Source organism: Paraburkholderia sp. BL9I2N2 (assembly GCF_004339745.1).
Lineage (GTDB): Bacteria > Pseudomonadota > Gammaproteobacteria > Burkholderiales > Burkholderiaceae > Paraburkholderia.
The window spans coordinates 492,590-504,699 of the sequence record NZ_SMGP01000002.1; the positions used below are offsets into that span (position 1 = coordinate 492,590).

At 66.7% G+C, this 12,110-nt stretch carries 7 protein-coding genes; 4 read left to right on the plus strand and 3 right to left on the minus strand.

Annotated elements, in window-relative coordinates:
• Positions 1-137: 137 nt before the first annotated feature.
• From B0G74_RS24125 to B0G74_RS24140, 4 genes are all read left to right on the plus strand, one after another.
• Positions 138-1,574 (plus strand): sigma-54 dependent transcriptional regulator, encoded by a 1,437-nt coding sequence (locus tag B0G74_RS24125; RefSeq protein ID WP_132377378.1) that lies wholly within the window; start codon positions 138-140, stop codon positions 1,572-1,574.
• Between the two features lie 224 nt (positions 1,575-1,798).
• Entirely contained in the window at positions 1,799-3,550 is a 1,752-nt protein-coding gene (locus tag B0G74_RS24130; protein ID WP_132377379.1) for an MFS transporter, read from the plus strand.
• Positions 3,551-3,690: 140 nt separating this feature from the next.
• Entirely contained in the window at positions 3,691-4,041 is a 351-nt protein-coding gene (locus B0G74_RS24135) for an NIPSNAP family protein (RefSeq protein ID WP_132377380.1), read from the plus strand.
• 286 nt (positions 4,042-4,327) lie between these two features.
• On the plus strand, positions 4,328-6,988 hold the full coding sequence (locus tag B0G74_RS24140) for a mechanosensitive ion channel domain-containing protein (protein ID WP_132377381.1): 2,661 nt from the start codon (positions 4,328-4,330) through the stop codon (positions 6,986-6,988).
• Here B0G74_RS24140 and B0G74_RS24145 read toward each other — a convergent pair.
• From B0G74_RS24145 to B0G74_RS24155, 3 genes are all read right to left on the minus strand, one after another.
• A complete protein-coding gene (locus tag B0G74_RS24145; protein WP_132377382.1) occupies positions 6,927-7,778 on the minus strand; it encodes an alpha/beta hydrolase in 852 nt (283 codons plus the stop codon). The genes B0G74_RS24140 and B0G74_RS24145 overlap by 62 nt on opposite strands.
• A gap of 121 nt (positions 7,779-7,899) precedes the next feature.
• Positions 7,900-10,164 (minus strand): ATP-dependent DNA helicase, encoded by a 2,265-nt coding sequence (locus tag B0G74_RS24150; RefSeq protein ID WP_132377383.1) that lies wholly within the window; start codon positions 10,162-10,164, stop codon positions 7,900-7,902.
• A complete protein-coding gene (locus B0G74_RS24155; protein ID WP_132377384.1) occupies positions 10,161-12,071 on the minus strand; it encodes a VRR-NUC domain-containing protein in 1,911 nt (636 codons plus the stop codon). The genes B0G74_RS24150 and B0G74_RS24155 overlap by 4 nt, the downstream gene beginning before the upstream one ends.
• Positions 12,072-12,110: the final 39 nt, after the last annotated feature.

Consider the following 12,110-nt stretch of genomic DNA (forward strand, 5'->3'; position numbering starts at 1 on the left):
CCCAAAGCGGTGGATCAATCCATGTCCGGGTCCGCACAAGCGGACCGGCTGGCTCAGTTGGCCGGAAGCCGGCATCTTGCCGGTCTGTTAGGTACGTCGCAGAACAGTCCTGAGAGCTGCATCAAACCGGGGGTAACATGAACACGACTTGCACGCCTGTCGACACGGAACGCACTGTTCTGTATGTGTCGAATTCGCCGGATCAGAAACTCGCCGCTTTTCTGGCGGCTTCTGGCTGGCAAGCGGTGCATGCCAAAAGCACGGCCGTCGCCGAGCGTATGCTCGAGCGCGGCAATATCAAGGTCGGCCTAGTCGAGCTGCCGGGCGACTGCACCTCACAGCATCTGTCCGCACTGGCGTCCTGCATGCGGCGCGTGGAAACCAACTGGGTCGCCCAGATCGCGCCGGGCCAGGCGGAAAACGAACTGGTCAGCCGTTTCATCCTCGACTATTGCTTCGACTTCGTCACGCGACCGTGGCTCAACGACCGGCTCGTGTTCGCGCTCGGCCACGCGCATGGGCTGTCGAGCCTGCGGCATGTGGAGGTCGCGCCGGAGCCGTCGCTCGGCCGGCACGGCATGGTCGGGCAATGCGAGGCCATGCAGCAGTTGTACCGGCGCATCGACAAATGCGGCGTGACCGACGCGCCGGTGTTCGTCGCCGGCGAATCCGGCACCGGTAAGGAACTGACCGCCAAGGCGATTCACGAACGCTCGCCGCGCGCCGGGCGGCCCTTCGTCGCGATCAATTGCGCGGCGATTCCGCCGAGCCTCCTGCAAGCCGAATTGTTCGGCCACGAACGCGGCGCCTTTACCGGCGCGCTCCAGCGCAAGATCGGCCGGATCGAGAGCGCCCATGAAGGCACCCTCTTCCTCGACGAAATCGGCGACATGCCGCATGAATGCCAGGCGGTCCTGTTGCGCTTCCTGCAGGAAGGCACGATCGAACGGCTGGGCGGCAATGGCCCGATCAACGTCAACGCGCGGGTCATTTCGGCGACCCACGTCGATCTGGACAAGGCGGTCGAAGACGGGCGCTTCCGCTCCGACCTGTATCACCGTCTGTGCGTGCTGCGCCTCGTCGAGCCGCCGCTGCGCGAGCGCGGCGGTGACATCAAGCTGCTCGCCAACTATGCATTGAGCATGTACAAACAGGACGGCGCGCGCAAACTGCGCGGTCTGTCGAGCGACGCGATCGTCGCCATGTCGAACTATCCGTGGCCGGGCAACGTGCGCGAACTGATCAATTGCGTGCGCCGCGCCGTGGTGATGAGCGAGGGCCGCTTTATCACGGCAAGCGATCTGGGTTTGCCGGAAGCCGACAACGGGCCGGCCGTGACGCTGGCGGAAATCCGCAGCAAGGCCGAGAAGGACGCGATCGAGCATGCGTTGCAGCGGCATGGCTACAAGTTGTCCGAGGCGGCGGCCGAACTCGGCATTTCGCGGGCCACGCTGTATCGATTGATGCATGCCAACCGGCTGCATCAGGAGCCGGCGGCCGGGCGCGCGTCGAACGCCGCGGGCGGCGCGGATGCCGACGGCGAGACGGAGCGGCGGGCGGCTTCGCTGGTGTGAGCGGGTAAGTCCGGCGTCGCTTCTGCTTCGCTGGGGTCCGCCGGGTCGGGTCTGAACCTCGCTCGCCCGGATGATCGCGGGCCGCGCACGCCGCCATTTCGCGCGCACCATAGGGCGAAATGACGTGACAAGGTGCGCTGGCAGCGCCTGACGCATTCTTCGCGCCTTTCGCCGACACGCCGGCATTGCTATGCTGAAGGCCGTTCATCCATCCGGGAGCGGACTTGGCCGACCAGCACGTACCGGCGCTCGAGCGCCGTTCCTCGTCCGTCCTGCCCGCTCAGGCGAGCCCGTGCGACGCGCTCGTCATTCGCGCGCAACATCCCAGCCTCGTCCATCCGTGCCGGCGTAAAAAACTCGCGCTGGCCGCGACCATTCTCGGCTCGAGCATGGCCTTCATCGACGGTTCCGTGGTCAACGTCGCCTTGCCGTCCATCCAGACCGAACTGGGCGCGAGCGTGGCGGCGATCCAGTGGGTTGTCGACGCCTATCTGCTGTTTCTCGGCGCGCTGGTGCTGGTGGGCGGCTCGCTCGGCGACAAACTCGGCCGGCGCACGGTGTTCATCGCCGGAATCGGGCTGTTCACGCTGGCCTCGATCGGCTGCGGCCTCGCGCCGGGCGCCGCCGCCCTGATCGCGGCGCGCGCCGTGCAAGGCGTGGGCGCGGCGTTGCTGGTGCCGAGCAGCCTCTCGATCATCGGCGCGGTATTCGACGACAAGGAACGCGGCCAGGCGATCGGCACCTGGGCCGGCGTTGGCGCGATCACCTCGGCGCTCGGGCCGGTGGCGGGCGGCTGGCTAGTCGATGCGTTTTCGTGGCGGGCCATCTTCTTTCTGAACGTGCCGATCGCCTGCGCGACCGTCGCGCTGGCGGTCATGGCCGTCCCCGACAGCCGGCAGGACGACGACGGCGATCCGTCAACCCCCGCCGCCGCCACCGGACATGCGGCGGCCGGACTCGACTTGCCGGGCGCGGTCACGGCCACCGCCGGACTGGCCGCCTTGACCTACGGCCTGACTCTCGCCTCGACGCATGGCTTCGGCAACCGCTGGGTGCTGGCGTCGATCCTCGGCGGACTGCTGGTGCTGATCGCCTTCGTCGCGCTCGAAGCGAGAACCCGCAATCCGATGATGCCGCTCGACGTGTTCCGCTCGCGCGACTTCGTCGGCGCCAATCTCGTCACGCTGCTGCTTTACTTCGGCTTGGGCGGCGCGCTGTTCTTCCTGCCGTTCACGTTGATCCGCGCCTATGGTTACAGCGCGACCCAGGCGGGCGCGGCATTGCTGCCGGTGCCGGTCACCATCGGGCTGTTGTCGCGCTTCACCGGCGGCCTGACGAGCCGCTACGGCGCGCGAGCCTTGCTGACCGCGGGGCCGGTCGTCGCCGCGGCCGGCTTCGCGATGCTCGCGCTGCCGTGGGTACGCGGCGAGTACTGGCGCGGCTTTCTTCCCGCGTTGACCGTGCTCGGACTCGGCATGACCATTACCGTCGCGCCACTGACGACGACGGTGATGACCTCGGTATCCGCCGCCCGCACGGGCGTCGCTTCGGGCATCAACAACGCGGTGGCGCGGGTGGCGAGCCTGCTGGCGATCGCGGTGCTGGGCATCGTGTACGTGTGGTCGCACGATGCGGCGCTCGCTGCGCGGCTCGATGCGCTGCATGTGCCGCAGGCGGCGCGCGCAGCGGCAAGCCTGGCGCAGGTCGGCATGGATTCGGGCGCTGGGACCGGTGCGTCGGAAGGAAAAGTGAGCGCAGCAGCGGCAAGTGCCGCAGCGGCGCAAACCCACGCCGATCCGGATGCAGGCGTGGCCCAAACACATGCAGAACCGGCACGAGCGCAAGCCGACATCGCGCAGGCACAAGCCGAAGCCTTGGGCGCGGCATTGCGCGCGGTGGCGCTGGTGTCGGCGTTATGCGCGCTGGCCGGCGCAGCGCTGGCGGCCTTCACGATCCGCTCGCAACGGCCGCTTTAGATGCCCGGCGTCTGATTCATGACTCGCGCACGGTCACCATCCATAGTTCAGAGCGCGCTGAAACATCGCCGGCCGGCGCTCGCCATACTGCAGTCATGGTGCTTCAGACCACGCCTCTCAACCGACCCGGAGCTATGCACATGACAATTACCTGCTTCATCCGCTATCAGATCGATCCTTTCCAGCGCGATGCCTTCGACGAATACGCCCGCAACTGGGGCCGCATTATTCCTCGCTGCGGCGGCCACCTGATCGGCTACTTTCTGCCGCACGAAGGGACCAACGACATCGCGTGGGGCTTGATCGCGTTCGACAGCCTCGCGGCTTATGAGACATATCGCGCGAGACTGCGCGCCGATCCCGAGGCACGCGACAACTTCAAGCTAGCGCAGACGAAGCGCTTCATTCTGCGCGAGGAGCGCACCTTCACCGAAGTCGTGGAAGGCACCTTGGGCGTGCCGGCGGTGCGCGCGTCGGCAGCGACGGAGTAATTGCGAGGGATTGCGATTGCGGCTGCGGCGGTGAAGGTATACGCACGGGCCGGGGGGAATTCCTGCGCGTCGCAGCCGGCATGGGACAATCGGGTACTGTCCGACAGGCAAGTTTTTTGCTACCGCAAGGTGCCGCTGCACGGGGCTCGCCGGATTTCCGGCGCCTCGCGCCACGGCAGGTCAAGGAACTTGTACCGCCAAAACCGTGTCGGTTCATGGTCACGCCGCCGAACCGGTCCGTACGTATCGGCACAGCCGTCCGCATCTGTCCCCCGCTTTACACCCTATGCGCAAATTATTCCAGGTCTGGTTTTTCGTTCTTCTCGCCTTCATCACCGCGCCGGTTTTCGCCGCAACAGCGCCGGCCACGCCCGCGTCGTCGGCCTCCGGCGTCGGCGTCACGCTGACACCCGAGCAGGCCCGCCAGGCTCTCGCCGTTCTCAATGACCCCACGCGCCGCGCGCAAGTCGCCGACACGCTGCAGGCCATCGCCGCCGCCGGCGTGCTGAGCGCGCCGCCCGCTTCCGCGCCCGCGGCCGCCTCGGCGCCCGCTGCGGCGAGCGGCGCCGCCGCCATCGTGCCGGCGGCGTTCAAGTCCAACGGCCTCGCCTCGCAACTGGCCCGCCAGGGCGCGCATTGGGCCGTGCACCTCGGCAAGTCGTTGCGCAGTTCGGTCGCCGCGCTGCTCGACCTCGCGTCGGTCCGCGCCTGGTGGAACTGGCAATCGACCAACCCGCAAGCGCGCGCCGTACTGGGCCACGTCGCGTGGTCGCTGCTGGCCGCGCTGATTCCCGCGCTCGTGCTCGAATGGCTGGCGCGCCGCCTGCTGCGCCGCGCCTACCGGGCGCTGGCAGCGCGCCGCGAACTGGCAGACGAAGACGACGCCGCGCAAGCCGACCTGCCCGTCGACGTCGCGCCACAACCCGCCGACGCGCCGAACGCCGCGCCGCCCTTGCCCGTTTCGCCGCCCTCGCCGGTGAGTACGGCAGAGGCGCAAGCCGCGGCCGTGCCGTCCGGCACCTCCGCCGCGACGAAGGCCAAAGGCCGGGTCAACGAAGCCAAAGGCAAGCAGAACGCCAAACATCACTGGACGCTTCTGCGGCGCCTGCCGCGCGCGCTCCTCTCCATGGCGCTGCGGCTGCTGCCGCTCGTGGTGTTCGTCGGCGCGGCGAGCGCGCTGATGTCGATCTTCGCCGACGACGGCACGCCGCAAGACCGCGCGCTCGATTCGCTGGTCGATATCTACGTGCTATGCCGCGTGATCGTGATCGTCAGCGGTTTCTTCCTGCAACCGGCGGCGCCGCGTCTGCGTCTGCTGCGCATGAGCGACGCGTGGGCCGCTTTCGTGCAACGTTGGATAGTGCGGATCGTCAGCGTGGTGGGCGTGGGTTCCGCGATCGCCGAGATCGCGCAGTCGCTCGGTCTGAACGACGCGGCGCATCTCGCCTTGATGAAAGTGGTCGCGCTCGCCGGCCACGTCATGATCTCGATCCTGCTGCTGCAATGCGCGACCCCGGTCGGCGAATTGATCCGCAAGCGCCTCGCCGCGCGCAAGTCGCTGGAGATGTTCGGCAACGTATTCGCCGAAGTCTGGGCGTGGGCCGCGGTGTTCGTCGTCATGGCGCTGTGGTTCATCTGGGCGCTCGACGTGCAGAACGGCTATCACGCGCTGCTGCATCTCGGCGGCATTTCGCTGGCGGTGCTGGTGGGCGCGCGGGTCGTGTCGATCGTGGTGTTCGGGGCGCTGGCCCGGCTCTTCAATGTGCAGGACGACGCGGCCAAATCGCTCGTGCATCAGCACGCGTACCGCTATTACCCGCTGTTGCGCCTCGTGGTGGCGTGGCTCATCGGCATCGTGACCGCGCTCGCGCTGTTGCAGGTGTGGGGCGTGCACGTGGGCGACCTGTTCCGTACCGGGACGATCGGGCACCGGCTCGCGTCGGCGATCATCACGATCGGCGTGGCGGCCGTGATCGCGCTGCTGGTGTGGGAAGGCGTCAACGTATCGGTCGAACAACGGCTAGACAGTTGGACCACCAGCGGCGACCTCGTGCGCGCCGCGCGCTTGCGCACGCTGCTGCCGATGCTGCGCAGCGCGCTCTTCTGCGCGATCGCGCTGGTGGTGGTGCTCACCGGTTTGAGTGAACTCGGCGTAAACATCGGGCCGCTGCTGGCGGGCGCGAGTATCTTCGGCGTGGCGCTCGGATTCGGCTCGCAAAAACTGGTGCAGGATTTCATCACCGGCATTTTCCTGTTGATGGAAAACGCGATGCAGGTCGGCGACTGGGTCACGCTCGCGGGCGTGTCCGGCACCGTCGAATATCTGTCGATCCGCACTGTGCGGCTGCGCGGCGGCGACGGTTCGCTCTACACCGTGCCGTTCAGTTCGGTATCGACGGTGAACAACACCAACCGCGGCATCGGCAATGCGGCGGTGAAGGTCAATATCGTGTTCGGCGCGGATGTCGATCTCGCCATCAACACGCTGAAGGAAATCGGCGCGGCCCTGCGCGAGGACGACAAGTTCAAGGACGGCATTCTGTCGGACTTCAGCTTCTGGGGCGTCGATGCGCTGGACGGCTCGGCCATCACGCTGGCCGGCCAGATCCAGTGCCGCGACAGTGCGCGCTGGGGCGTGCAGCGCGAATTCAACCGGCGCATTCTCGACCAGTTCCGCGAGCGCGGCATCGAGATCGCGAACCCGCAGCGCAATCTGCTGACGTGGGACCCGGAAAGCGCACCCGCGAGAATCGAAGCGGATGACACACACAAAGACGCACCTGACGCAGCTGATGCACCGAAGGCCGCGCCGCCCGCCGCTGCGCCTTCGTCCGCCGCAGCGGCGCAGAAGGACGTGCCGGTGGAAGACCAGTTGCCCGTCGACCCTAAGCCGGCTGGCGGCCCAGGAACGCCAGCAAATCCCGCTTCAACCTCTCCGCATGAGTGAAGTAAAAGCCGTGACCCGCGCCTTCATAGACATGCAGTGACGCGCCGGGTATCAGCGCCGCGGTGGGCCGCCCGGTCAGTTCGAGCGGCGCCGACGCGTCACGATCGCCATGCAGGATCAGCGACGGCACCTCGATCTTCGCCAATTCCGCGCGGAAATCGGTGATGGTCTGCACGCGCGCCAGTTCGAGCATCGCCTGATGCGAGGTTTGCAGCATCATGCGGAGCGTCCAGTCGAGCGGCGCGCGCGACACGCCCGGCCCGAAGTACGGCGCCGCATTCGCCTCGATCCAGTCGGGAAAGGAACGGCTCAGCGCGAGGCGGCCTTGCTCGAATAAAGCGGCGTCGATGCCGTTCGGGTTGTCCTCGGTTTTCAGCAGATACGGCGTGGCCGCAGGCGCTATGAACGCGACCCGGGCGACGCGCGCCGAACCGTAACGCGTCAGATAACGCACCGCTTCGCCGCTCGCAATCGAATGCGCGACCAGGGTGACGCCGCTCAGATCGAGCGCGCTCAACACGCTCTCCAGATCGTCGGCGAGCGTGTCGAAGTCGTAGCCGCGGCCCGGATCGCTCGAACGGCCATGCCCGCGCCGGTCGTACGCGATGCAGCGGCAATCGAGACGCGACAGCGGTTCCATCTGGTACGCCCACATGTCGGAATTCAGCGTCCAGCCGGAGAGGAACACCAGCGGCGTGCCCTGCCCCCAGTCGCGGTAGAAAAGACGCGTGTTGTCGGCGGTGCGGATGGTGTTCGGTTCGTCGGCGAGATACGGTGCGGTCGCGTTCATGGAAGTCTCCTTGCCTCAAGTGGGAGTCGTGATGCCGTGACGCCACTGTGCCGGGCGACGGTAGGCAGGTCGATTACCTGGGAGGTAAAGAGGCGCGCTAATAACGCGCCGGGCTGGCGCGCTATTGCACGTCCCACCAGCGCGGCAGCAACCGCCGCACTTCCGGCCGCCGGTAGCGGTCGTCGATCAGATGCACCACACCCTGGTCCTGCTCCGTGCGGATCACGCGTCCGGCCGCCTGCACCACTTTCTGCAAACCGGGGTACAGGTACATGTAGTCGTAGCCGTTGCCGAACTTCTCCTCCATCGTGCGACGCATCTGTTCGTTGATCTCGTTCATCTGCGGCAAACCGAGCGTGGCGATGAACGCGCCGATCAATTGCTGGCCGACCAGATCGACGCCTTCCGAAAACGCGCCGCCCAGCACCGCGAAGCCCACGCCCTGATTCATGGTGCGAAAGCGCGCGAGAAACGCGTCGCGCGCCGCTTCGTCCATGCCGGGTTCCTGCGCCCAGACCGGCAAGTCCGGATGCCGCTCGCGCATCAGCGCGACCACGCGCTGCAAATACTCGAAGCTGCTCAGAAAGCCCAGATAGTTGCCCGGCTGCGCCGCATATTGCCGCGCGATCAGATCGACGATCGGCACGAGCGAACGCTCGCGGTCGCGCCAACGCGTCGATACGTTGCCGGCCACGCGCACCTGCAACTGTTCGGCGCGAAACGGCCCTTCCACGTCGAGCCATTGGGTTTGTTCAGGCAGGCCCAGGGTGTCGCGATAGAAATGATGCGGGTTGAGCGTGCCGGAGAACATCACCGTGGTGCGCGCGGCCGCGTAGCGCGGCGCGAGGAACGGCGCGGGAATCACGTTGCGCACGCAGAGCGTGGCATTCGTTTTGTCGCGCGGCGCGTAACGGTCCGCGCTCAGCGTGAGATCGAAGATCGAATGCTCGCCGAACTGCTCGGCCAGCGCGACGAAATGCATCGCGTCGAAGAAAAAGCGCAGCGACGCTTCGTCGATGGAAAGCGGTGCTTCCGCCAGCTGATCGGTGACGGCGCCGATCAGATTCTGCGCGGCCGAGAGCAGTTTGCCGGGGACGTCGGCATAGACCTGATAGGTCGCGGTCTGCGCGCGCTTGACGGCGTTCCACTCGCGTTGCAGCCGTTCAAGCGGCTTGCGCAAGGTGGCCGGCGCCGTTTTGCGCGCGAGCCGGAACGTCGCCTGATCGAGCGACGCGGTGTACATGCGGCGCGCGCGGTCGAGCAGATTGTGCGCCTCGTCCACCAGCACACCCACGCGCCACTGGTTGATCTGCGTGAGCGCATACAGCATGGCGCTGCTGTCGTAGTAGTAGTTGTAATCGCCGACCACCACGTCGGCCCAGCGCGTGAGTTCCTGCGCCAGGTAGTACGGACAGACGTCGTGGGCGAGCGCCGCTTCGCGCACCGCCGCGCGGTCGAGGCGCGGAGCGGCCAGCGCCGCGCTGCGGGCCGCGTCGAGCCGGTCGTAGAAGCCCCGCGCCAGTGGACAGGATTCGCCGTTGCAGGCTTTGTCGGGATGCTCGCAGGCTTTGTCGCGCGCGACCAGTTCGAGGGTTCTCAACGGCAGGCGCGTGGCGCCTCGATGGAGCGTTTCGATCGCATCCAGCGCCAGCGCGCGGCCTGGCGTCTTGGCGGTCAGGAAGAACACCCGGTCGATCTGGTCCGACGCACACGCTTTGAGCAAGGGGAAAATCGTTGCGAGCGTCTTGCCGATGCCAGTCGGCGCCTGCGCCATCAACGGCTTGCCGTCGCGCGCCGAACGATACACCGACACCGCCAGCTCGCGCTGTCCGCTGCGAAACTGGCCATGCGGAAACCGCAGCGCGTCGAGCGCCGCATTGCGCGCGGCCCGATGCGCTTCTTCCTGAACTGCCCAATCGAGAAACCGCTCGCATTGCTCGACGAAGAAAATCTCCAGGTCGCGCGCGGTATGCGTTTGCGTTAGCAACACTTCTTTCTGGGTGCCGATATCGAAGTACACCAGCGCTACCGTCAATTCCGTGAGTTCGCGTGTCCGGCACAGCAGATGTCCGTAGACGAGCGCCTGCGCCCAGTGCAGCGTACGGTGATTGGCCGGCATTCGTTCGAGATCGCCGCGATGCGTCTTGACCTCTTCCAGCCGGTTCGCGCTCGGGTCATAGCCGTCGGCGCGGCCGCGCACGGTCAGGCTGCGATGCGTGCCAGTCAGCGTGATTTCGGCTTCGTAGCCGCTTGCCCGCCGGCCGGCGACCGTCATGTGGCCCGCCATGCCTTCGAGCGAGGTCGGCGCAGGCGTGAAGCGCAGATCGAGGTCGCCGCGCCTTGCGGTGAATTCGCACATCGCCCGCACGGCGACCATGTAGGTCATGCGGTGGCCTCGGTGGTGGCTTTGGCGGCGACCTCGGTGGTGGCTTTGGCGGGTTCGGCAGTGGCCTTGGCGGTGAGCTCGCCGGTGGCCTCGGCGGCAACCTCGGTGATGACCTTGGCGGTCGGCTCGCCAGTGGCCTCGGCGGCGACCTCGATGGTGGCCTCGGTAGCAACTTCAGCCACGCCCCCACCTTCCGCGACTACGGCTTCATCGGCCCAGCGCACGTCGAGCACGCGTACCGGCATGCCGTGCTGCGCGCAATACGCGAGCCAGCGAATCTGATTGTCCTGCAAGCGGTCGCCGGGGCCTTTCACTTCGATCAACTCATAGCGGCGCTCGGCCGGCCAGAATCGGATCAGATCCGGCAAGCCGGACCGATTACCGCGAATATCGCGCAGCAAACGCTCGAACCACAGTTTCAGATGTGCGGCCGGCAGACAGTCGAGCGCCAGCGCGACGAGTTCCGGCGTGAGCATCGCCCAGAACACGAACGGCGATTGCAGCCCCGCCTTGCCATGCAGATGCCGCAAAATCGTCTCGCGATAGACGCCGCTATCGAGTTGTTCCAGACACCCGGCGAACTGATCCGCGCGGCACGCATGAAAATCCGGCGCGTGCAGATCGGCCGGACCACGCTGGAACGGATGAAAAAACGCCCCCGGCACCGCCGCGAAAACCGGCTCCCAGCACAGCAGCCCGAACAACGAGTTGATCAGCGCGTTCTCGACGTAATGCACCGGTGCGGTCTCGCACGTCAAATGATCGCGGGCGACGTACTCGACCGGTATCGGCGCCTCGGGCCGCGGCAGCACCAGCGCGCTGCGCTCGACCGGACGGGCCGCCGGCACACGCGCGACCGCCTCGCCACGCTTGCGCTGCAAACGCGGCAGCATGCGCGCGAGGCGTTGCGCCTCTTCTTCGCTTTCAGGCGCGGCGGAGGCTTGCAAGGCCAGCGCGAAGGCATCGTCGAAACGCTCGCTGCGTTCGAGCACGCGCATGCGCCGATGGCGCGCGCCGGGCCACGCACAACGCTCATAAACCGCGAGCGCGGCCGCCCAGTTCTGCCGACGCTCGCACAGATTGCCGATGCGGAACAGCAATTTCGCGCGCCGCGTCTCGAGCCAGGGGTTGGCAGTCTCAATGGCGGCGACCGAGGTGACAAGCTCGTCGATTGCCGCCGCTTCCGCGTCGCCACCGGGCAGCCATTCGAGCGCCTCGCGGCACGCATGCAAGGCGAGATAGACGTCGACGTCCGCGCGCTGCTGGAAAGCACGCGACGAAGGCGCGAACGCCACTTTCTCGTACTGGAACACACCGAGGTCGGCGAGCACGAACTCCGACCACTCCTGCTGCAAATTGCCGAAGAACATCAAACGCAAACGTTCGCAAAGCGGCGCGATCGCCACGTGAAGGACGCGGTCTTCAGCTCGACCGTGCCATGCCGAAAGCGGGCGCGCCGTGGCACCTTCCTCGTCGCTCTCACTCGCAGAGAAAGGGCGCAGTGTTTCCAGCAGGTCCGGTTTGCGCAGGCTCCTCGCGCCCGGAATCAACGCGATGGTGTCCGCGAAAATCTCCATCAACTCGGCACGCGTGGTGAGCGAGAACAACTCGTCGAGCGTCAGACACGGTTCGGTGTCGACCCAGCCGAGCGCCGCGATCGGCGCGGCCGCCTGCAACGGGCAGCCGATCTCGTCGTAAGACAGGCGGCTCGCGCGGAACAGCGTGCCTTTGCGCATCAGCATGCGAACCAGCAGCGCGCGCGAAGACTGCGGCAACGCGGCGAACTCGCGCAGAAACGCGTGTTCGTGAGTGTCGAACACATCGTCATAACGCTGCGCGAGCCACGCCAGGGCGCGCTCGAAGTTCAGCAGATAGTAGAGAGCGTAGGGAGAGACAGGTGTTGCCACGGCACTTTCATGAAACCTGTATGTTTATACAGTGATGAT

Bases quoted from the DNA above. Each gene is read 5' to 3' on its own strand.
- B0G74_RS24125 (WP_132377378.1), top strand. From the start codon at position 138: ATGAACACGACTTGCACGCCTGTCGACACGGAACGCACTGTTCTGTAT.
- B0G74_RS24135 (WP_132377380.1), top strand. From the start codon at position 3,691: ATGACAATTACCTGCTTCATCCGCTATCAGATCGATCCTTTCCAGCGC.
- B0G74_RS24140 (WP_132377381.1), top strand. From the start codon at position 4,328: ATGCGCAAATTATTCCAGGTCTGGTTTTTCGTTCTTCTCGCCTTCATC.
- B0G74_RS24145 (WP_132377382.1), bottom strand. From the start codon at position 7,778: ATGAACGCGACCGCACCGTATCTCGCCGACGAACCGAACACCATCCGC.
- B0G74_RS24150 (WP_132377383.1), bottom strand. From the start codon at position 10,164: ATGACCTACATGGTCGCCGTGCGGGCGATGTGCGAATTCACCGCAAGG.